General features: G+C 72.9%; 18 protein-coding genes and 2 pseudogenes. 6 read left to right on the top strand and 14 right to left on the bottom strand.

Translation table 11 applies throughout. The annotated features are described in order from the left end of the window. Window positions 1–61 precede the first annotated feature (61 nt). From IE185_RS33630 to IE185_RS09250, 4 genes are all read right to left on the bottom strand, one after another. Window positions 62–193 (bottom strand): hypothetical protein, encoded by a 132-nt coding sequence (locus IE185_RS33630; protein WP_268246659.1) that lies wholly within the window; start codon window positions 191–193, stop codon window positions 62–64. A 528-nt stretch (window positions 194–721) separates the two neighbouring features. Further along, the gene (locus IE185_RS09260; RefSeq protein ID WP_229843437.1) at window positions 722–1,450 is read right to left on the bottom strand and encodes a phosphatase PAP2 family protein; all 729 of its coding nucleotides are present in this window, start codon (window positions 1,448–1,450) and stop codon (window positions 722–724) included. A gap of 114 nt (window positions 1,451–1,564) precedes the next feature. Beyond that, on the bottom strand, window positions 1,565–3,478 hold the full coding sequence (locus IE185_RS09255) for a bifunctional phosphatase PAP2/diacylglycerol kinase family protein (protein ID WP_229843416.1): 1,914 nt from the start codon (window positions 3,476–3,478) through the stop codon (window positions 1,565–1,567). Window positions 3,479–3,537: 59 nt separating this feature from the next. Then, window positions 3,538–4,440, bottom strand: coding sequence for a YihY/virulence factor BrkB family protein (locus IE185_RS09250; RefSeq protein WP_138898432.1), 903 nt, complete (start codon window positions 4,438–4,440; stop codon window positions 3,538–3,540). Between the two features lie 328 nt (window positions 4,441–4,768). On the opposite strand from IE185_RS09250, the gene IE185_RS09245 reads away from it, so the two are divergent. Next, complete coding sequence (locus IE185_RS09245) at window positions 4,769–6,127, top strand: APC family permease (protein WP_138898433.1); 1,359 nt, start codon at window positions 4,769–4,771, stop codon at window positions 6,125–6,127. Window positions 6,128–6,295: 168 nt separating this feature from the next. Continuing rightward, window positions 6,296–7,654: a serine/threonine protein kinase gene (locus IE185_RS09240; protein ID WP_229843415.1), complete on the top strand. Its 1,359-nt coding sequence runs from the start codon at window positions 6,296–6,298 to the stop codon at window positions 7,652–7,654. An 88-nt stretch (window positions 7,655–7,742) separates the two neighbouring features. Here the strand turns inward: IE185_RS09240 and IE185_RS09235 are convergent, their stop codons facing one another. Next, window positions 7,743–8,939, bottom strand: coding sequence for a cytochrome P450 (locus tag IE185_RS09235; RefSeq protein ID WP_138898483.1), 1,197 nt, complete (start codon window positions 8,937–8,939; stop codon window positions 7,743–7,745). Further along, on the bottom strand, window positions 8,929–9,678 hold the full coding sequence (locus IE185_RS09230; protein WP_138898484.1) for a cyclodityrosine synthase: 750 nt from the start codon (window positions 9,676–9,678) through the stop codon (window positions 8,929–8,931). The genes IE185_RS09235 and IE185_RS09230 overlap by 11 nt, the downstream gene beginning before the upstream one ends. Window positions 9,679–9,994: 316 nt before the next feature. Between IE185_RS09230 and IE185_RS09225 the strand changes: the two genes are divergently transcribed. Beyond that, window positions 9,995–10,432, top strand: coding sequence for an ATP-binding protein (locus tag IE185_RS09225; protein WP_229843414.1), 438 nt, complete (start codon window positions 9,995–9,997; stop codon window positions 10,430–10,432). A gap of 253 nt (window positions 10,433–10,685) precedes the next feature. Next, on the top strand, window positions 10,686–11,042 hold the full coding sequence (locus tag IE185_RS09220; RefSeq protein ID WP_138898485.1) for an STAS domain-containing protein: 357 nt from the start codon (window positions 10,686–10,688) through the stop codon (window positions 11,040–11,042). 114 nt (window positions 11,043–11,156) lie between these two features. On the opposite strand, the gene IE185_RS09215 is transcribed toward IE185_RS09220, so the two are convergent. After that, on the bottom strand, window positions 11,157–11,399 hold the full coding sequence (locus tag IE185_RS09215; RefSeq protein ID WP_138898486.1) for a DUF6411 family protein: 243 nt from the start codon (window positions 11,397–11,399) through the stop codon (window positions 11,157–11,159). A 244-nt stretch (window positions 11,400–11,643) separates the two neighbouring features. On the opposite strand from IE185_RS09215, the pseudogene IE185_RS09210 reads away from it, so the two are divergent. Further along, window positions 11,644–12,935, top strand: a pseudogene (locus IE185_RS09210) (aminotransferase class I/II-fold pyridoxal phosphate-dependent enzyme). A gap of 60 nt (window positions 12,936–12,995) precedes the next feature. Here the strand turns inward: IE185_RS09210 and IE185_RS09205 are convergent. From IE185_RS09205 to IE185_RS09175, 7 genes and pseudogenes are all read right to left on the bottom strand, one after another. Then, complete coding sequence (locus IE185_RS09205) at window positions 12,996–14,201, bottom strand: amidohydrolase (RefSeq protein ID WP_138909228.1); 1,206 nt, start codon at window positions 14,199–14,201, stop codon at window positions 12,996–12,998. Between the two features lie 385 nt (window positions 14,202–14,586). Next, entirely contained in the window at window positions 14,587–15,210 is a 624-nt protein-coding gene (locus IE185_RS09200; RefSeq protein WP_189714968.1) for an isochorismatase family protein, read from the bottom strand. A gap of 106 nt (window positions 15,211–15,316) precedes the next feature. After that, complete coding sequence (locus tag IE185_RS09195; RefSeq protein ID WP_138897238.1) at window positions 15,317–16,306, bottom strand: GlxA family transcriptional regulator; 990 nt, start codon at window positions 16,304–16,306, stop codon at window positions 15,317–15,319. Window positions 16,307–16,459: 153 nt separating this feature from the next. Next, on the bottom strand, window positions 16,460–16,987 hold the full coding sequence (locus tag IE185_RS09190; protein WP_138897239.1) for a hypothetical protein: 528 nt from the start codon (window positions 16,985–16,987) through the stop codon (window positions 16,460–16,462). Between the two features lie 5 nt (window positions 16,988–16,992). Then, window positions 16,993–18,141 (bottom strand): acyltransferase family protein, encoded by a 1,149-nt coding sequence (locus tag IE185_RS09185; protein ID WP_138897240.1) that lies wholly within the window; start codon window positions 18,139–18,141, stop codon window positions 16,993–16,995. 215 nt (window positions 18,142–18,356) lie between these two features. Continuing rightward, window positions 18,357–18,853, bottom strand: a pseudogene (locus IE185_RS33955) (cupin domain-containing protein). A gap of 114 nt (window positions 18,854–18,967) precedes the next feature. Continuing rightward, window positions 18,968–19,789 carry a helix-turn-helix domain-containing protein gene (locus IE185_RS09175; RefSeq protein ID WP_138897241.1) on the bottom strand — a complete coding sequence of 274 codons (822 nt, stop codon included), beginning with the start codon at window positions 19,787–19,789 and terminating at the stop codon, window positions 18,968–18,970. A 63-nt stretch (window positions 19,790–19,852) separates the two neighbouring features. Here IE185_RS09175 and IE185_RS09170 point away from each other — a divergent pair, with 63 nt between their 5' ends. After that, window positions 19,853–20,425, top strand: a complete 573-nt coding sequence (locus IE185_RS09170) for a TIGR03086 family metal-binding protein (RefSeq protein ID WP_138897242.1) — start codon at window positions 19,853–19,855, stop codon at window positions 20,423–20,425. Window positions 20,426–20,511: the final 86 nt, after the last annotated feature.

Below are 20,511 nucleotides of genomic sequence, written 5' to 3'. Positions count from 1 at the left end.
GAGGGGCCGCCCGCTGCAACGGGCAACCCCTCAAGCGCATGGAACCACCTGATCGGTGAGATCAGATCAGAGGCGTGACTCCTTTGTTCACCAGGGCCAGGACGATCAGGATGGTGATGACGACGACCTGGATGACGCGTGCCCAGCTCAGGTGCGTGCTGCCCTGGATCGTCATTTCTGCGTTCACGTTCACGGAGGATTTCCCTTCGGGGGTGAGGGCCGGCGCAGTGTAGATCGAAAAGCAACACCGCGACAACAGTTTCTTCCGCATTTCGCGGCCTGGCAAGCCCTTGGTTTGTGCGCCGATGTCGCCCTGCGGAGCATTTCTCGCGGCGCAATCGCATGTGCGGAACGAGGGTTCTGCAATTCGTCGGTCCTGTGCCCCGGAAATCAGTGCCGGAAGCGGAAATCGAATGCGGTACGCAGTCCGGGGCGGCTGCGGCCGACACCTGGCTCCGACCGCGCTGCCACTCCCGGCCCCGCGTGGCGCGTGCGTCAATCCGTACACCGGGCACCGCTGTTGCGGCCCGACGACATCGGATCGACCCTCGCTCGTCCGGGACCCGCCTGCTCGGACGGCGAATTGACGGTCGGCGGTGGTCGGCGGTGCGGGGCCGGCTCGCGAAAAGAATCTTGGCCCGGGTTTCACGCCTGAAGGCGAAGGAGCTCGCACGGCCCGACGGACTTCATGAAGTGGCCGCGCCGCCCCGCCCGGCCGCGATCACAGCGCCTGGGTCCGCGCCTCGTGCGCGACGGGACGGTCCGCGTCGGCGATCTCCGGCTCCAAGCCCTGGGCCGGCGTCGTGAGCGGACGCCCCGTGTCCGCACGCCAGGCCTCGAAGGCGAGGGCCGTGGCGGTGACCACGGCGAGTCCGAGGAACCAGCCGCCGATCACGTCGCTGACCCAGTGGACCCCCAACGCCACCCGCGTACCGCCGACGCCCAGGACCGGGACGACCGCGAGAGTCCAGGCCACCGGGCGCCGGCGCCGGGGCACCAGCGGAAGAAGGACCAGCAGCAGGACGGCGCAGGACGTCGTCGCCGTCATCGCGTGCCCGGAGGGGAACGAGAAGCCGGGACTGTGCGCCACCGGGTCCGGCAGGTGCGGACGGGCACGTTCCACGACGTTCTTCGCCAGCAGACCGGCGCAACCGCCGGCCAGCGCGGTGACCGCCGCCCAGGCCGCCAGCCGCCAGGCGCGGCGGCTCAGCAGCCACACGACGAGCGCGGCCACCAGCAGACGCATCGTCACGGGCCCCCACACGACGTCCGTGAGGAAGTGGAGGACGCGTACCAGGCCCGGATGTTCGAGCGCCTGTCGGTGCAGCGCCGCGGCCGCGCCGCGGTCGAGCCGTCGCAACGGCGCCCACTGGGCCTCGACCAGCACCAGCGCCAGGGCCGCCGGCATGGCCGCCACCACGGTGACGACGGCGGTGCCGACCAGCCTCATGCCGAAGGTGACGTCCGGCCCCCAGTGGCGGGAGATCAGCGGTGCGACGCGTCGTCGCGGGCCGGCGGGGCGCCGGTCCTCGGGTCGTCGTGCCATGGCGCGGTGCGCCTCCTCTCAGAGAACGTCACGGGTCCGGCCGAGCGGCGCCGGCGCGGCCGGTGTCGCTCGCCCCGGACGTACGGGCGCCGCAGGCCCGTCGTGCCGGTCGCCGTGCTCGTCGTCAGCGGGTGCGGCGGCGGGTGCGGGTGCGGGTGACGGTCCGGGACGCGGGCCCGAGCGGTCGGGCGCCGAGGCCGGGGCGAGGGCGGGCTGCCTGCTCCGGGGCAACTGGACCAGCAGCGCGCCCGGTTCCACCTCCGCGACCAGTCGCGTGCCCTCGACGGCGCAGTCGCCGTCGACCTCGCGGGCCTGTGGCTCGGCGAAGCGGATGTCGACCCGGGCCGCGCTGAAGTACTCCAGGGCGCCGCGCGCCCTGAGCCGTTCCGTCGTCCCGGCGGCCGGGGGCGTCCCGGCTGACGTCGACACCACGGCCGGGCGTCCGGAACGACCGCGCGTCATGCCGCGCAGGAGGTGCGCCGCCACGGCGAGCCACCCGGCGCCACCGCGGGGATCGAGCAGGACGACCTCCAGCCGCCCGCTGTCGGGCCGGGCGTCCGGAAGGAGCGGTACGCCGCCCTGCAGGGAGCCGACGTTGCCGACGACGACCATGCGCGCGCGGCGGCGGCGGACATCGCCGGTGTCGAGCCGGATCGTCAACCGCATCGGGGGATCCCCGAGGTGGCGGACGGCCGAGACGACGTACGCGAGCCACCCCAGCGATGTCTTGAGCCGTGGTGAGGCGTCCCGCACCATCACCGCGTCGAATCCGGCGCCGGCCATGACGGTGAAACGGGTCGGTGCCAGACCGTCGCCGCTCACCCGCCCCACGTCGATACGGACGGGGTCCCCGCGCAGTGCCTCCTCCAGGGCCGCGGCGGGCCGCACGGGCAACCCGAGGTTGCGTGCGAGCAGATTGCCCGTACCGCACGGGACGACCGCCAGGGCGGTGCCGCTGCCGGCCAACGCGTCCGCGCAGGCGCGTACCGTGCCGTCTCCTCCGCACACCACGACCAGGTCCACCCGTCCGGCCGCCGTGTACGCGGCGAGGTCGCCGCAGGGGCGTTCGGCCGTCGTCGACGTCCACCGCACGTCGGTGCAGCCGTGACGGACCAGGATGTCGCGCACCTGGTGCGCCACCTTCTCGGTGCAGGCCAGCGGATGGCGCACCACGACGACGCGGCGGGCGACCGGGGCATCGGCGACCGCGCCCTCGGCGGGCCGGGGAAGGGGCAGGCGGCCGCCCTCACGGACGGTGGGCGCGGGGGCGGGACGCCCGCGCGACGCCAGCAGCGCGGCCCCGATGACGAGCAGGGCGCACGCGCCGTTGACCAGGCCGCCCACCACGTCGCTCGGATGGTGCATCCCCCGGTACAGGCGGGACACGGCCACGGCCGGCGGAACCACCAGCAGCGCCGCCGCGGCGACGTACCGCCAGGGGCCGCGCAGCCGGGTGACCGCGAGCGCGGCCAGCCCGCCGTAGAGGGCGACCGACGCTCCCACGTGGCCGGAGGGGAAGCTGGAGGTCGGCGGGGCCGGATCGAGGTGGGACACGACGGGGCGCGGCCGCTGGACGCACAGGGTGATGAGCAGGAAGAGCGCCGACTGCGCCGCTACCGACCCGCCGAGGAACACCGCCTCCCGCCACCGGGGCACACGCGGCAGCGCGACCAGCGCGAGGACGCAGACGACAGTGACGCCGATGACGCTTTCGGTGGAGGCGACGAGTGTCAGCCACTCGGACACCGCCGTGGCCGCTCCGGTGCGATGCCCGGCGAACCAGGCGTTGACACCGCCCTCCGCCGACAGGGGCCACCAGGTGGCGGCCGGGCCGGTGATCAGCAGCCCCGCTCCCACCATCAGTGCCCACAGGGGTGGCAACAGCAGCAGGGGTCTGGTCCGTCCGGCGGCCGCGCCGCTACCCGTCGTCATGCCCCCCGTGTTGCCCGTCGCGGCCGGGTGAACCGTGATGACGTGCGCATCACACAGCGTCACATCGGCGGCGAGCAGGGATCGGGCTTCTTCGGGCGTCCGTCCCGGGAGAGTTCGGCGTTGAACTGCGCCCCGCCCAGCAGAACGACGTGGGACACCCACAGCCAGACGAGGAAGGCCACCACACCCGCCAGGGAACCGTAGAGGCGGTTGTACGTCGCGATGTGCGAGGCGTAGAACGCGAAGCCCGCCGAGGCCACCAGCCACAGCAACACCGCCAGCGCCCCGCCCGCCACGGTCTGCCGCAGCCCCCGGGATTCGGACGGCCCGGACCGGAAGAGGAGCAGGACCAGGGCGACGACCACCAGGAACAGCAGCGGCCACTTCAAGCCCGCCCACACGAGCGCCGCCTGATGGTCGGTGCCCGTCCCCCGGCCGATGGCACGCGCGATCCGTCCGGTGGCGGTCAGCGTCAGCACGCCGCTCACCAGCAGCGCCAGGACGGTCAGGGCCCTGAGCAGCGTGGCGGGCAGCGTCCGCCACGCCGGGCGGCAGTCCGCGACGCCGTACATCGCGTGCAGCGCGCGCCGGAACACGGCCAGATAGCTGGAGGACGACCACAGCGCCGCGCCGCCGGTGAGCACGACCAGGAGCCAGGGACCCGAAGCCCCCTGCGGCCGGGTGCCCAGGGCCTGTTCGAGCACCGGGCGGGCCGTGCGCGGTACGAACGCGCCGAACTGTGCGATGACCTCCTGGGGCGAGCCCGTGCCGAGCAGCGCGATGGCGAAGACGATCACCAGGAGGGCCGGGAAGACCGCCAGCACCGCGTAGTACGTCAACGCGGCCGCCCAGTCGGTGAGGTCGTCCTCCCACACGGCGACCGGCGTACGGGCCAGGGCTCTGGCGTACGCGCTCCGCTCGCCACCGTGCGCGGAACCGCTCGCGGGGACACCGACCGCCATGAAACACACTCCGTTCCGGCCCTGCCGCCCACATCGGCCGCTTCCTCGTCGCACGGCTGCCGACAGGCTTTCTTCCCTGCTGCCCGGCAACGGTGGCCGCACGCCATGGCACGGAGGTGAATCCGGGGCCGCCGGCCGCCGCCACCGCGCGCGGCCGCGGCGGATCAGCGCACGAGACCGCCCCGGACCGCAGCGCGCCGTAACGCGGGCGGACTTCGGCGGCCGGTACGAGGAGCCGCTGCGGGAGTTCGCCGGCCGGTACCGCCGAGCGCGGACACCGGACCCGGACCCGTGCGTGGAGGGGACGATTCCGGGGACATGAAGCGGCATGTCGACAGTCGAGCAACAGCCGCCCACCGCCCAGTCCGGCCCCGCCCTCAAGCAGACCCTCACCACGGGGCTGCTCTACTTCTTCATCCTGGGCGATGTCCTCGGCGCCGGGGTGTACGTCCTGGTGGGCGAGGTCGCCGCCGACTCGGGCGGGGCCGTCTGGGTGCCGCTCCTCGTCGCCCTCCTGCTGGCCCTGCTGACCGCCGCGTCCTACGCCGAGCTGGCGACCAAGTACCCCAGAGCAGGCGGCGCCTCCCACTACGCCACCCGGGCGTTCGGGCCGTTCGCCGGCTTCGTCGCGGGGTTCTGCATGCTCGCCGCCGGTGTCGTCTCCGTCGCGGCGCTCGCCCGCGGCTTCGCCGGCGACTACCTGACGGAGTTCGTGACACTGCCCGTCGGCCTCGTCGCGGTGGGCTTCCTCCTGGCGCTCGCACTGATCAACGCGAGGGGCATCAAGGAGTCGACCCGCGCCAACGTCGTCGCCACCGTGATCGAGGTCGGCGGCCTCCTCGTCATCGTCGCCCTCGGCGCGTGGCTGCTCCTGCGCGGCGACGGCGACCTCGGGCGCCTCACCCGGCTCGGCACACCGGACAAGGGCGCCGCCGCCGCCGTCCTGAGCGGTTCCGTACTCGCCTACTACTCCTTCGTCGGATTCGAGACGTCCGTGAACGTCGCCGAGGAGACCCGCGACCCCCGGCGTTCCTACCCGCGCGCCCTGTTCGGCGCGCTCGCAACGGCAGGAGCCGTGTACGTGCTCGTGGGCATCGCCGCCTCCGCGGCCGTACCGACCGCGCGACTCGCCGCGTCCGGCGGACCGCTGCTCGAAGTCGTCAGGGCGGCCGGGGGCGTGCCGACGTGGCTCTTCAGCGCCATCGCGCTCGTCGCCGTCGCCAACGGCGCGCTGCTCACCGGCATCATGTCCTCCCGGCTCGCCTACGGCATGGCACGCGACGGACTGCTGCCCGCCCCACTGGCCCGGGTGCTCCCGGGACGCCGCACCCCATGGGTGGCGATCACGGCCACCACCGCCCTGGCGGCCCTCCTCGCCCTCACGGGCGGTGTCGCCACCCTGGCCTCCACCCTCGTCCTGCTCCTGCTCGTCGTGTTCCTCGTCGTCAACGCGGCCGTTCTCGTACTGCGCCGCGACCGGGGACGGGCGGACCACTTCCGGGCCCCGACCGCGCTGCCCGTACTGGGCGCGCTCTCCTGTGTCGTCCTCGCCACACAGATCGAGGCCCAGGTGTGGCTCCGGGGGCTCCTCGTGCTGGCCCTGGCCGTGGTGCTCGCCGCGATCGCCACCATGCGGCGCGCCGACGGTCCCGGCACGCCCGCCGGGGACGCGACGACCGCGCCCTGACGAGGGCCGGGAGGCGGCGCGGGCAGGAGGGCGAACGATTCGAGGTGGATGGTGCACCGCACACGGGGTACGCGATCCACAGCGTTGTCCATGTCCATGCCTGCTCGTGGTGACAGTACGGGAGACCAGATGAGGGTCCGCCAATCGCCTTTCCCTCCGGCGTTCCGGATGTCCGCCGAAGTCGTGGCCGGTCGCTACCGGTTGGGTACGAAGATCGGCACGGGAGGCGTGGCCGACGTCTACGAAGGGCTGGATCTGCGCCTCAGGCGCCCCGTGGCCGTCAAGGTCTTCCGGCCCGGCGCCGACCCGGAGATGGAGGAACGCTTCGCCGACGAGGCCGTCCTGCTCGCCCGGCTGCAGCACCCGGGGCTGGTCACCGTGTACGACACGGGCCGGCACAAGGACTGCGGGTACCTCGTGATGGAGCTGGTGACGGGTCAGACGCTCCGCCGGCGCGCGGCGACCGGGCCGCTGGAACCGGCGTACGTCGCCGAGCTGGGCGCCGCCCTGGCCCACGCTCTCGCTCATGTGCACGCCGCCGGCATCGTGCACCGGGACGTGAAGCCCTCGAACGTCCTGCTGGACGACGCCGGCCGTCCGCATCTGACCGATTTCGGCATCTCGCGGCTGATCAACTCCACCAGGAACACCGCCTCCGGCGCGCTGATAGGCACCGCCGCGTACCTGGCGCCCGAGCAGGTCCTGGGCAGGGGAGCGGGACCGGCCGCCGACGTGTACGCCCTCGGGCTGCTGCTGCTCGAATGCCTCAAGGGAGAACTCGAGTACCACGGCGCTCCGTTGGAGGCGGCCCTGGCGCGTCTGCACCGCCTGCCGGAGATACCCGACTCGGTGCCCGAGGGCCTGGCCCGCCTCCTGCGGGCGATGACCGCCCTGGAGGAGGAAGCCCGTCCGGACGCCGAGGAGTGCGCGCACGTGTTGTCCGCGCTCGGCTACGAGCCGGACCTCGTGGCGCCGACCCCTGCCGCCGTGCCCGCTCCCGTCGGCGGCGCGTCCGCCCTCGACACGCTGAGGACCGCCGGGGCCCGGGCCCCCGCGCGGCAACCTCACGGGCGGGGCCGGGCCCGTCACCTGATGGCGGCCACGGGCACCGCGGTGCTCACGGCGGTCCTCGGTGCCACGCTCGTGGCGTCGGACGGCCCGGGAGACCGAGCCGAACGCTCCAGCTCCACGCCGCCCCGCGTCGCCACCGAGCGTCCGCCCGCCACCACCGCGCCCACCGAGGGCACCGGCGCGGTGGGACGGCGACCCGCCGCGGCCCCCTCCGGACCGGCCCCGCGGACCTCCGACTCGCCCGCGCCCGCCGCCCCGGTGGGGGAGGCCCGGTGGACGCCGGGCGAGCCGGGCGCCAGGCCCGCCGTACGGACACCGGCAGGGGACGGCACACACGCCGCCCGCACCGGCACGCGGCCGGGCTCCGCGCCGCGCGACGACGGCGACAAGCGGCAGGAGAAGGCGAAGGCGAAGGGGAAGTCCGAGGACCGCCCCGGGAAGGGCGAACCCCACTGAGCGACCGCCCGCCACCACGGCGCCCGTCCCGGGGCGAGGGCCGCCGGCCCTTGTGGGGCAGCGGCCACTCGCGGGCCGTTCCGGCCGGCTACCACATGACGGGAAGCCGTTCAGGCATCCGCTTCATGAACCGGGTCCGCCACACGAGCTGTTCGACGGGGACCGCCAGCTGGAAGTCCGGCATCTTCTCCAGCAGCGTCTCCAGGGCGATCTCCGCGTGCCTCTTGCCCAGCGCGGTCGCCGGGCAGTAGTGCTGCCCGCCCCCGAAGGAGAGGTGCGCGGTGTTGTTCTCCCGCGCCAGGTCCACCTTGTGCGGGTCGGCGAACGCGTCGGGGTCGAAGTTGGCGCCCTCGACCAGGACCAGGACCAGTTCCCCCTTCTTCACCTCGACCTCCCCGAGCGTGACGTCCTCCAGCGCGAGGCGCGGAAGGCCGTCGCCGATGGACAGGTTGATGCGCAGCAACTCGTCGACGGCCGCCGGGATCTTGCCCGGGTCGGCGAGCAGTTCGGCCGTCAGCTCCGGGTGCTGGATCAGGGATACGAGGGCCATGGTGAGGAAGCCCGAGGTGGAGATCACGCCCGCGCCGAACATGGTGACGCCGACCGTCGCCAGCATCTCGTCGGTGAGGTGGTCGTACTCCGGGTCCTCGCGCAGGGCCGCCAGCTCGGCCATCAGCCCGGTGGTGGCCGGGTCGTCGAGGCGCTCCACCATGTACGCGATGTCGCGGTCCCAGTTCAGCTTCGCCCCGCTGACGGGGCACGCGGAGTTCATGAACGCGATGTCCAGGCTCCGCGTCAGGCGCGGGGCGTCCGCCTTCGGGATGCCGAGGATGTGGCAGTGCATGCCCGCCGAGTACGGGTCGGCGAACTGCCCGCGCAGGTCGGCCGGCGCGCCCTCGGCCATGAGGCCGTCGACCAGCTCGGCCGCCTGCGACCGCATCCACTCGACCAGGCCCGGGGCCTTCGGGTTCAGCGCCTTGAGCACCGCTTTGCGCAGCCCGGCCCCGGTGATGTTGCCCATGTTGTTGACGACCTCGGGCGGGATGGTCAGGGCGTACTGGCGCGGCACACCCGGGGCGGAGGTGTCCTTCAGGCTGAACCGCCGGTCCTCCAGGACCTGTCTGCACAGCGCGTGGGACGAGACCAGCCATGCCTCGTCGCCGGCGATCGTCCGCACCCGCTTGACGGGTTCCCTGCGCAACACCTCTATCTCGTCGGGCAGGTGGTCGCCGCGCCAGGAGAACGGGAAGTCGATCAGCTCGTCGGGCAGCGTCTCAACGGACATCGGATTCTCCTTGTGCGGGGGTGACGATGGCGTGTCCCTGGTTGCGGGAGGCGCGCAGGCCTGAGCCGCGCGAGTAGAGCAGCTCGGCCATCGGCAGAAGCTGGTGGTAGCAGTTGAGCGACGACGGGACGCCGAGGATGGCGGGGGTGTCGAGGAACAGCGGCGCTTCGGCGCAGACGTACTCCAGGCACACCGCGCGCTGCCGCTCGGTGGCGGCTTTCCCGTCCAGGACCTTGGAGGAAAGGAAGGCGTCGACGAGCGCTTCGCACGTGGCGCGGAAGTCCGCGTCGGTCCGCAGGCGGTTCTGGAGGTGGTCGTGGATGTCGCGGTACGCCGCGTTGGTGGTGAACACCGACATGGGGTGGGCGCGCAGCCGGACGCCGTCGGGATCGACGGTCTGCACGGCGTTGGACACCTTGGCCCGTACGCCGCGAAGGTTCTTCACGGCCTTGCGCCGGGCGTCGTCGGCGGGATAGCCGGACGCCTCGTACATTTCGGCCACGTGGAGATCGGTGTAGACGAAGTCGACCCGGTGGAAGTGCTCGATGCCCCAGCGGGCCAGATCGATGACGCGCTGGGCGGAGAAGTAACTGTTGCCGGGCGAAACGCCGATGACCGCGTGGGCGCCCTCGGCGCAGATCACCTGGCAGTGGGCGGTATAGGGCTGGATCTGGAACAGCCCGGTGGGCGACGCGGGCGGTGTGAAGGGCTGGCTTTCGAAGACGGTCTCAGTCGTCAACTGGAAGGGGTCCTTCGCGTCGCTAGTCCCAAAGGAGCCTCGTGCTCCTGGTGTGGCGACGACGCCGTGAAGTTAGCTTCCGGACACGGAGAGTGTCAACGTCGGTCCACGGGCGGGGGTTTGCGCCTACGATCCCGTTTCCTTTCCGTCGCACCGAGGCCACGCGGTGTTCATCATTCCGCTACCGGGGGTGCGGGAGGCGCAAGGGGTGAGGCGGTGCTGCTGATCTGGGGTGACGAAGGCCGTGATGCCGCATGAGTGCCGGAAGATCGGGAAGCCGCTAGTACTCCACGTTTCAAGGAACGAAGGAGCAGATGTGGCTGCCGAACCGGATGATGCGGAAGAGGGACTGCTGACCGCTGTCACCGTCGAACAGAGCTGGCGGTTCGACGGTGTGCTGAGCGATGTGACAGCGGCCCGCGACCGGGCCTCCGACTTTCTCTACGAACTCGCCCGCCTGCACCCGCCGGCGGCGCCGGACGCGCACGACGACGCGCTGCTCGTCGTCACGGAACTTGCCTCCAACGCCTTCGCCTTCGCGCCCGGCCCCTTCGTGCTCACCCTGGGCATGGTGATGGGGGGAACGCTGCGCGTCGCCCTCGCCGACACCAATCCGGCGCCACCGCGGCCGCGCCCCGTCTCCCTCGCCGGGCGCGGCGGCGTGGGCTGGCACCTCATCAACACGCTCGCCGAACAGACCATTTCGGTGCCCGAGGCCGAAGGCAAGACGGTGCACGTCTTCCTGCCCTGGTAGCACCGGGCAGCAGGAGCCCGGCCCCCCACCACTTCCGGCAAGAGTTGACAGAGGGCAACGGTTGTGTGCGAGGGTGAGGGGACGCCAGCCTGGTCTGGTGGGAGGCCCCGCGCCGCCCTTGTGGTCACTGTGTGGCCGGGGCGCGGTACGGGTGGTCTTACTCGGCTGTGCGCGGCCCACGCCGCGCGCTTGACGGCGCCGCCGCTCTGCCGGCCGCCGTGATGGGCTCGACCCCTGGATTGAGGGGCGAACCGTGAAGGATTTCACCGTAACCGTCGAACAGCGTCCCGACCTGACACGCGTCACCGTGGCCGGGGAGTTGGACATGTCGACCGTCCCCGCGGTCGAAGAAGCCACCGTCGTCGTCCCGCTCGGCGGCAAGGCGCTGCATGTGGACCTCGTGGGGGTGTCCTTCATGGACTCCAGCGGGCTCAACCTCCTTCTGCGCCTGCGCCGCCGCATGCGCGAGGAAGCCGGACACCTGGTGCTGTCCGGTCTGGGGGAGCAACCGGCCGGGCTTCTGCGTCTGACCGAGACGTACGACCTGCTCACCGCCGACGGTGTGGGCACCGCGCCGCGCGCCGAGCTCCAGGCGGCCTCCCGGGTGTGAGGCAGGCGCACAGCCCTGCGTACGGCGTCCCGGACCCCCCGCGGGCACACCGATGCCCGCACCGGCTGACCGGAGCGGGCATCGAAGGGATCTGCGGCCGGTAGGGGTGCCGCCTCAGAACGGCAGGCGCCCGCGGGCGCGCCGGCCGGCGGAGCCGCTACGGCCCACAGCCTTGGAGCTGCTGCGGAAGGGCTTGCTGAACATCCGGCCCAGCACTCCGGGCGCCTTGCCGCCGGCGCGCGATCCCGCTCCCAGCGTGCGCTGCGTACCGCGCTCGGGGTGACGGGACAGGCGAGGTACGAAGAAGGCGAGAACAGCGAGTACGACACAGACCGCTGCGATTCCGGCGATCATCATGGGGTGGCTCCTTGGTCCGAGGGTGTCCTGGCCGCATGCCCCGACACACCGCGTGCATGCGCGGCGCCCGGGCAGAAGGCGGTGCGGCCCCACCAGGCCGGTTGCGCCGCCCGACGGACGACCTCACCGACGGCGGCCGGCCCCCGGCCGCGTCCCGGGGCCCCGGCCGAGTGGGGGAGCGTGTCGGCCCCGTCCGTGGTCGCCAGGGGTTTTTGCCCCGTTTTCCCGGGGAACCCGCAGTGCCATGGACCACTCACACGACCCGTGCTCGACGCGCTGGCCGCGTACCACGCTCAGAAGCAGACTCCTTTCACCCCGCCCGGCCACAAGACAGGGGCGCGGCACCGACCCCCGCGTGCGCGCGGTCCTCGGTGACGCCGTGTTCCGCTCCGACGTGCTCGCCACCAGCGGCCTGGACGACCGGACCTCGTCCAGGGGGGTCCTCGCGAAGGCGCAGGAGCTGATGGCCGACGCCGTCGGCGCCGAGCACACCTTCTTCTCGACCTGAGGCAGCTCCCTGTCGGTCAAGGCCGCCATGCTGTCCGTGGCCGGGCCGCACGAGAAACTCCTCGTGGGGCGTGACGCCCACAAGGCGGTGGTGTCCGGCCTCGTACTCGCCGGGATCGTGCCGATCTGGGTGGACCCCCAGTGGGATCCGGAGCGCCACATCGCCCACCCGCCCACCCGGACCTGCCGACCTGGGCCATGGACGCCGGCGCCGACGTGTGCGTCACCTCCGTCCACAAGATGGGCTCCGGGCTCGAACAGAGTTCGGTCTTTCACCTCCAGGGCGACCTGATCGACCCCGAGGTGCTCAAGAACCATGAGGACCTGCTGGGCACCACCAGCCCCTCCGTGCTCGTGTACGCCGCCTTCGCCGGATGGCGCCGCCAGATGGTGGAGCACGGCCACGCCGTCTACGACGACGCGCTCACCCTGGCGAAGACCGTACGGGCACGGATCGCCGAGATCGACGGCATGCACGTCCACGGGCGCGAGGACTTCTGCGGCCCCGGACGCGGCGCCGACCTCGACCCCCTCCAGGTCATCGTCGACATCAGCCGCCTCGGCACCACGGGATACCGCATCGCCGACTGGATCCGCGAACACCACCACATCAACCTGCACCTGTCCGACCACCGGCGCACCAGTGCCCAGCTGACCCACGCGGACGACGCCGACAGCGCCGACGCCCTGATCGCCGCGCTGCGCGACGTCGCCGACCATGTCGACGAGCTGCGGCCCGCCGCCCAGGTGGACGTCCCCGACCCCGCCGACCTGCGGCTGGAGCAGGTCCTGCTGCCGCGCGACGCCTTCTTCGGGCGGACCGAGCAGGTGCCGTGAGAGAAGGCCGTCGGCCGCGTCAGCGCCGAGATGCTCACGCCCTACCCGCCCGGCATCCAGGCCGCCCTTCCCGGCGAGAAGCTCAACTCGGAGGTCCTGCGGTACCTGCGCAGCGGCGTGGAGGCCGGCATGGTCGTACCGGACGCGGCGGACACCGCGGTCACGTCCGTACGGGTGAGCCTGGAGGACTGACGTACGCCGCCCCACGAGCCACCGGGGCGGCGGACGGTCGGGCGCCTCACGACGCGGCCTTCACAGCCCTGCGCGCGCCTTCTGCCGGAAGGACGCCCAGGCCCGTTCCGGTACGTCCGTACGCAGCAGGACGTCGGCCGCCGTGCACGCCAGCGCCTCGGCGGCGGCCAGCATCACCTGCCGCGCGCGGGGCCCGGCGGCCGCCTCGGCGAACTGGGGCGTGTGGTCGGCGCCGTCCGCACCCATGATGGCGACGAACGGATGGATCGCGGGCACCCGCGTGCTGACGTTGCCCATGTCCGACGAGCCCAGGTACACGCCGGGCTCGGGCTCCGACAGCGGGATGCCCGCCCGGTCCAGGTGGCGGGCGAACAGTCCGGAAAGCACCTCGTTGTCACGGAAGTGCTCGTACCGGCCGCCGACATCGGTCACCTCCACCTTCGTACGGGTGGCCCGCGCCACGCCCTGGGCGCACGAGCGCAGCTCCTCCACCAGGTCCTCCAGTGCCGCCGTGGTCCCACCGCGCAGCCCGAACAGCCCCTCCGCGTACTCGGGGACGATGTTCGTGGCCCGCCCCCCGTCCGTCACGATGCCCTGGATGTGCGATCCACCGGGAAGCCGCCGGTGCAGGACGCCGAGCGTGTTGAAGAGCTGGATCAGCGCCCCCAGCGCGTCGATGCCCTCCGTCGGGCTGCCGGTGGGGTGCGCGGCCCGCCCGTGGAACCCCACCCGCACCTGTGCGCTGGCCGTCAGCGGCGCCCACGACCAGTCGCGGACGCCCGGATGGAACATCAGCGCCGCGTCCACCCCGTCGAACAGGCCCGCCTCCACCTCCACGACCTTGCCGCCGCCGCGCTCCTCCGCCGGCGCCCCGACGGCCAGCACCGTCCCGTCGACCTCGCCGAGCGCGGCCCGCACGGCGAGCGCCGCACCGAGGCCGGCCGACGCGATCAGGTTGTGGCCGCACGCGTGCCCGAGCAGCGGCAGCGCGTCGTACTCCATCACCAGGGCCACGCAGGGGCCTTCGTCCGCCGACGCGGCGGTCCCCGTACGCGCGACGAAGGCGGTCGGCAGCCCGGCCGCGCCGCGCTCCACGCGAAAGCCCTCCCGTTCGAGCTCGCCCGCCAGCAGATGGGCCGCCCGGTGCTCCTCGTAGGCCGTCTCCGGTTCGCGGTGCAGCGCGAGGGCCACGTCCCAGAGCCGGTCCGCGCGGGCGGCCACCTCCTCTTTGACGCGGGCGTACAGGGAATCCGTGGTGGGTGACACGTGGGCCTCCTCGACGAGCCGGTGCGGTGGGTGCGCATCGCACGTGTTCCACCGTCTCCGCCGCCCAATGCCTCGCAGCGGACGCGGATCCCGCGTCGCCGCCGCGCAGCCGGTACGACGAGGGCGTCAGCGGCCGGCGAATCCGGCTCGGCGCACCGGCCGCACGCGTGTGTCCAAGTGGAGGAATCTGCCGCGCATGACATCCCGGCCACGGGGCACCAGCACTACAGCACCCAGTCAGGCGGCCTCCCCCCGCCGCCCGACGCGGAGAGGCCGCGCGAACCCCACCCCCCCGGGTTCGCGCGGCCGTTGCCCTTCACGGGTCGACCGGCCGGTCGTCAGGACGCTGACCCCGCCCACCACACGGCAGCCGACAGGGCCGGGATCAGGCGGGAAGGGCGTCGACGGTGAGGACGACGGTGCCGAACAGATCGGTGACGGTGGTCAGGGCGGCGGCCCGCAGCGCGGCGGCCGTCAGGACCGTGCCGTCGGGGGCGGTGAGGGCGCGGGTGGCGGTGGTCTCGGCGACGACGGCGGGCCGGTAACCGAGATTGAACGCCCCCTGGGCGGTGTGGCTGACGCACATGTGGGTCATGAAGCCGCCGATGATCAGGGCCTTGCCGCTGCCGGGGGCCGCGCCCAGGTCGGCCAGGGTCTTCTCCAGTGCGGTGCGGTGGAAGGAGTCGGGGTACTGCTTGACCACGACCGGCTCGCCGTCCTTCGGGGCGACTTCGTCGCTGATGGCCCCGATGTGGGCGCGGATGTCGTAGAGGGTGTCCGGGCCGTCGTCGTTGACGACGTGGACGACCGGGGCACCCGCGGCGCGGGCGCGCTCCAGCAGCCGGGCGCCGGCCGCGAGGGCTTCCTCGGCGCCTTCCAGGGCCATGACGCCGGTGTGATAGGTGTTCTGGTAGTCGACCATGATCAGGACGGAGTCGCTCAGCCGGGGCGGCCGGTTGTCCAGGCCGATGACGTCACGCAGGGGCGTGGAGGGCTGGTTCGAGGTCATGCGCGTGCCTTTCGTCGGTGAATGAGGCAGGGCGAATCGGGCAGGGCGAAGCCGACCGCCCTGCCCGCGTACGGCGGAACAGGTGGATGCCGGTGAACGCCGGGGGTCAGGTGGCCCGGGTGCGGAAGCGGCGGCGGTACGCGGCCGGGGTGGTGGCGAGCTGCCGCCGGAACGCCCGGTGCAGGGTCTCCGCCGATCCGAGCCCGGCAGCGGCCGCGATCCGTTGGAGCGGGTCGTCGGTGGTCTCCAGCAGGCGCCGGGCCACCTCGACCCGGGCAGCCTCGACGTACGCCGCCGGACTGGCGCCGGTCTCCTGTGTGAAGACGCGGGCGAAGTGCCGCTCGCTCAGGCACATCCGGGCCGCCAGTACCTCCGCCGACAGCTCCTCGTCGAGGTGGTCGGCGATCCACAGCCGCAGGTCGTCGATGTCACGGCGGGCGGAGGCGGGCCGGCTCAGCGGTACGGAGAACTGGCTCTGCCCGCCCTGCCGCTTGAGGTACATCACCAGCTGCCGGGCCACCGACAGCGCGGTGTCCTCGCCGAGGTCCTCGGCCACCAGGGCGAGCGCGAGGTCAAGACAGGCGCTGATCCCGGCGCCCGTCCACAGCCGGCCACGGTCGGCGCGGACGAAGATCGGATCGGGATCGACGGTGACGGACGGGTGCTCGGCGGCGAGCTGGGCGGCCGTCGACCAGTGCGTGGTCGCCGTCCTGCCGTCCAGCAGCCCGGCCGCCGCCAGGACGTGCGCGCCCACGCACACCGATGCCACGCGCCGGGCGTGCGGGGCGGTCTCCTTCACCCACGCCACGACATCGGGATCGATCCGGGCGAGGGGGCCGTCGTCGGTCAGGTCGACCGCGCCGGGCACCAGCAGCGTGTCCACGTTCCCGCCGGCCTCGTCGAAGGACAGGTCGGCCAGCAGCCGCACACCCGCCGACGTCCGCACCTCGCCGGCCGCCGCCCCGGCGAGACGGACCTGGTAGGCGGCGCGGCCCACGGTCCGGTTGGCCAGCGTGAAGACCTCGGCCGGGCCGGTGACGTCGAGGAGGTCGACATCGGGGAACACCGCGACGACGACCCGGTGGGGAAGGGGCATGCGCCCATCCTCACCGCCCCCACGCGTGACCGCAATGACGGCCAACTGTCACATCCGGACACGCGGCCCGGCGTACGGCCACCCCCACATCGCCACCCGACGGCGGGTCACGAAGTCGCTGCGCGACGGTGGTTGCCGTGCCGTGGTGCGCGCCTACAAGTCGTGCACCGCCGCCCGGGCGGTGGAGACGAAGGCCAGGACCGACGCCCAGAAGGGGTCGTAACACTGATCGAAGGCGTCGAGGGCGTCCGGCTCGCCGGCGATCGCTGCCTCAAGTGCTTGGTACGGCGGCCGCGTCGCGAGCCTCAGCGTCTCCGCGGCCTCGGCGACGTCGTCCGGGCCTTCCAGGTTGATCACCCATATGAAGTGGCGGAGCTTGCCGTACCCCTCCCTGAGGCCGGCCTGGACCTCTTTGAGGGCGGGCAGTTGCTCCGAGCGGGTGCCGCCCGCCCTGTGGGTGTCGGAAACGGTCCAGTACAGCTCAGCCATGCGGTGCGCCTGTTCGATGAGGCTCACGTAGGCGTTCCGCCGCGCTTCGTTGATCCGGATGGTGCGCTGGGTCTTCTCGGCGGCGACGGCCTGGATCTGCGCCGCACGGGCGGTCCCGCGGCTGGTGACCCAGCTCGCGAGCACGGCCGTACCGGCGGTCAGGGCGGAGATCCACAGGGCGGAGTCAGTCATGCAAGTTACGGCGCCCTCGTGTCGGCCATGACCGGCTGCTCGGGGGCGATGCCGGCCGCTGCGGGCGTCCGCGTGGACGCCGGCTGCCGTCCGGGCGGGGCGGGGGCGAACAGCCGGCCTACGGGCGGCCGGGTCAGCGGCCGGACCAGTCGGCGGACCGGCGGTGAGCCGAGCACGAGCGTCAGCAGGACCGCGCACAGCACCAGGCCGACGATCTCGACGGGGGTGTTCACCCGGGCGATCCAGCCGTGTTCCCGGACCGGCAGGATGACCAGCGGGTGCAGCAGGTAGACGGTGAAGCCGCCCGCGCCCACCACGGAGACCAGCGGAAGCCGCCGCCGTGGCATCAGCCGTAGCAGACAGAGCACGAGGGCCGCGGCGGAGGCGAGCACCAGCAGCCGGACGACCCAGGCCCATTCCAGGCCCATCGGATCGGCGACGGAGTAGGGGTGGCGCATCGACAGCCAGTTGCCCTTGATCTCCCGGTGCCACAGCCACCCCACGACACAGGAGGCCAGGATTCCGGCGACCGCCACGGGCAGGCTCCAACGGCTGGTGAACCATGTACGCAGCGAGCCCTGCCCGATGCGCCAGCCGAGGTAGAACAGCGGCAGGTAGACCAGTGTCCGGCTGGCCGAGAAGGCCATCCCGAACTCGTCGACATACCCCACCGCGAGAGCGACGCACGTGGTGACGAACAGCGGGTGCCGCAGCTGCACCACCAGCGGCAGCAGCAGCCGCCAGAAGAAGAGGGACATCAGGAACCACAGGGTCCACGGCAGTTGGACGACATGCACGGTGAACTCGGCGCCCAGCCAGGCGTTCTCCAGCGAGAAGAGCAGACTGAAGATCAGCGCCGGCAGCACGATGCTCTGCAGGAGGGTGCGCAGGTTGCGGGGGCCGAGTGGGCCCGCGCTGCTGAACACACCGGCCAGCATGACGAAGGCCGGCACCCGGAAGGCCCAGCTCGCGATGTGGAAGGAGTGCAGCACGTCCTCGCGGGTCATGATGCTGCCGGCCGTGTGCAGCACCACGATCAGTGTGGCGGAGACGAACCGCGTGTTGTCCCACCAGGGATTCCTGGCCCGTTCGGGCCGGGCGGCCCCCGCGGAGCCGTGGGCGGCGGTGGTGGGTCTCGGGTGTGGCGTGTCCATCGGGGCGGCGAGCTCCTGACAGCGGGGCCGGCCGTGACACGGGCTGCCGCACTGATGATCGGATCGGGTCGGGTGGCCACACTGTGCCGACCGCCGCGAAGTGCCCGGTTGCCGCTTCACGTTCGTACGGTGAACTCCGCATGTACGTCAGGAGCCCCACCGGCACCCTTCGCCTCCGGCGGGCCGGGGGCGAGCAGGGCGGCGAGCTCCGCCGGTCAGTCCGTCGGCAGGCGATCGGCGCACCGGCCGCAGAACCGGGCGTCGTTCTCCGTGGCGAGCCGCCCGCACCCGGGGCACACCCGGTCGAGCAGGCACGGCGCCTCGCCCCCTTCGGCGCTCGCGCCCCCGACGCCGAGCCCCGGGCGTCGGCGATGCGCGCTGAGGTGGACGAGGCCCCGGTCGCCGGCGTACAGGGCCCGCCGGGTGCCGCGCGGGAGCCAGACCACGGCCCCCGGCTCCAGACGCTGCGGCCCGCCGTCCGTCGTCAGCTCGCCGCTTCCGTCCGTCACGTACAGCAGCAGGTCGAGATGAGGCTCGACAGACGCCCGACCTCGGCGCCCGCCGTCAGCCGGACCAGGTTCGCGTCCAGTTGGCGGCCCTCCTGGTCGAGCCGCCACAGGGCTCCGCCCCTGCTCGCGGGCAGGTCACGGAGCAGTTCCGCCAGCCGTGCCGGCACGCCGGGCACCGCGCCCCGTACGGCGTCGTCGTCCACCACCACACGACCTCCGCTCTCCCGTCCGGTCCCGCGCGGGACTCGCCGGCCCGAGGTCCCGCACCCCACTCTCCCTGCCCCGGCCACGGTGGCGCGGTCCGCCAGCCGCCCGGATCAGCGGGGCGGGCCGGTACGGGCCTGCGCGTACGCCGTCGGGGGCACCCCCACCCGGGCGGTGAAGTCGCGTACGAGATGGGCCTGGTCGCTGTAGCCGAGTTCCGCCGCGAGTGCGGCCCAGTCCGGCGGGGCGCCGGTGCCGGCGCGCTCCAGGGCTTCGTGGACGCGGTAGCGCAGGATGACCCACTTGGGGCTGACGCCGACGTACGCGGCGAACAGCCGCTGTACCGAGCGCACCGACATGCCCACCGTGTCGGCGAGTTCGTCGACGCGGCGGATCGACCGGTCTTCGCGCACACGGTCGGCCAGGGCCATGGCGCGCTCCGCCCGCGGGTCGGGCGCCGGCCCGAGCGTCAGGAGGAAGTCGTCCAGGGCGGCGACACGGGCGTCCTGTGCCTCCGGTCCCAGCACCGCCGAGGGCGCGGCGCGGAAGCCGGGCAGCACCTCGGGCAACGGCAGCCGCCGGCCGGTCAGGTCCGACACCGGACGGTCCGCGAGGAACGGCCGGAAGCCGCCCGGCCGGAACTGGATTCCACAGACCCGGCCGCGCCCTTCGAGCTTCTGGGTGAAGAGTTCCAACCCGATGCCGGCGACCTCGCCGAAGTCCCCGGTTCCCTCGTACCGCTGGAAGACGATGTTCACGCACGGGTGCGGAACGACGTGGGACGCGAACGGCTCCGTCAGATCCCAGTCGATCAGCCAGTAGTGCTCCACGTACGGCCGCAGCGGCTCGGCCGGCTCGCGGCGGCGGAACCGGACGCGCGCGAAGAGTTCCGGGGCGGCGACGATGCCCCGGGTGTCACTCCGTGGAGCTGCCATGGCGCTCATCCTATGTCGCGTTTCTTCAAGCCCCCGTCCGCCGCCACTCCTACCCTCGTACGCATGACCGACAAGATCAGTGACCTGCTCGAAGCGGCCGCCGCGCACGCGGAGCCCGTGGTGCGTGGCGTGGACGACCGGCAGCTCGGGGCGGCGACGCCGTGCGCCGACTACGACGTAAGGGACCTGCTCAACCACCTCTTCCACGTGGTGGTCGGCTTCCAGGCCCTCGCGGCCCGGGAGGAAGCGGACTTCTCCCACACGCCCGACTACCTCGCGGGGGAGTGGCGTGACCGGTTCGCCGCGGAGACCAAGCTGCTCGTCGAGGCATGGGCGGCCCCCGGCGCCGAGGAGGGCACCACGGGGGCCATGAACCTGCCCGCCCGCACGGTAGCCGCAATAGTCCTCCTGGACCTGACCGTGCACGTCTGGGACCTGGCGCGAGCGACCGGCCAGGACTTCGCGCCGGACGAGGAGGGGGTCGGGGCGCTCGCCGCGCTGGTGGCGAGGATGGGCCCCACCGCCCGGCAGATGCAGATGTTCGGCGACCCGTTCCCGGCGCCGCAGGGGGCGACGCCGTTCGAGGAGTTGCTGGCCTCGACCGGCCGCAATCCGCACTGGACACCGAACCCCTGACGGCAGCGGCGTCGCGTGTCCCGGCGGGACAAGCCGGAGTCGGCGCGCCACGTCACCATCGGCGACAACGCATCGACGACCTGCTG

Origin of the sequence: Streptomyces chryseus (assembly GCF_014650755.1) — a bacterium.
Lineage (GTDB): Bacteria > Actinomycetota > Actinomycetes > Streptomycetales > Streptomycetaceae > Streptomyces > Streptomyces chryseus.
This window is presented reverse-complemented; position numbering and strand designations above follow the sequence as displayed.

What these genes read in the sequence shown, in the direction of transcription:
- IE185_RS09215 (WP_138898486.1), bottom strand. Translation starts at nt 11,399, where the DNA reads ATGATGATCGCCGGAATCGCAGCGGTCTGTGTCGTACTCGCTGTTCTC.
- IE185_RS09175 (WP_138897241.1), bottom strand. Translation starts at nt 19,789, where the DNA reads ATGGCAGCTCCACGGAGTGACACCCGGGGCATCGTCGCCGCCCCGGAA.
- IE185_RS09200 (WP_189714968.1), bottom strand. Translation starts at nt 15,210, where the DNA reads ATGACCTCGAACCAGCCCTCCACGCCCCTGCGTGACGTCATCGGCCTG.
- IE185_RS09255 (WP_229843416.1), bottom strand. Translation starts at nt 3,478, where the DNA reads ATGACGACGGGTAGCGGCGCGGCCGCCGGACGGACCAGACCCCTGCTG.
- IE185_RS09235 (WP_138898483.1), bottom strand. Translation starts at nt 8,939, where the DNA reads ATGTCCGTTGAGACGCTGCCCGACGAGCTGATCGACTTCCCGTTCTCC.
- IE185_RS09190 (WP_138897239.1), bottom strand. Translation starts at nt 16,987, where the DNA reads ATGACTGACTCCGCCCTGTGGATCTCCGCCCTGACCGCCGGTACGGCC.
- IE185_RS09240 (WP_229843415.1), top strand. Translation starts at nt 6,296, where the DNA reads ATGTCCGCCGAAGTCGTGGCCGGTCGCTACCGGTTGGGTACGAAGATC.
- IE185_RS09185 (WP_138897240.1), bottom strand. Translation starts at nt 18,141, where the DNA reads ATGGACACGCCACACCCGAGACCCACCACCGCCGCCCACGGCTCCGCG.
- IE185_RS09260 (WP_229843437.1), bottom strand. Translation starts at nt 1,450, where the DNA reads ATGAGGCTGGTCGGCACCGCCGTCGTCACCGTGGTGGCGGCCATGCCG.
- IE185_RS09170 (WP_138897242.1), top strand. Translation starts at nt 19,853, where the DNA reads ATGACCGACAAGATCAGTGACCTGCTCGAAGCGGCCGCCGCGCACGCG.
- IE185_RS09245 (WP_138898433.1), top strand. Translation starts at nt 4,769, where the DNA reads ATGTCGACAGTCGAGCAACAGCCGCCCACCGCCCAGTCCGGCCCCGCC.
- IE185_RS09250 (WP_138898432.1), bottom strand. Translation starts at nt 4,440, where the DNA reads ATGGCGGTCGGTGTCCCCGCGAGCGGTTCCGCGCACGGTGGCGAGCGG.
- IE185_RS09195 (WP_138897238.1), bottom strand. Translation starts at nt 16,306, where the DNA reads ATGCCCCTTCCCCACCGGGTCGTCGTCGCGGTGTTCCCCGATGTCGAC.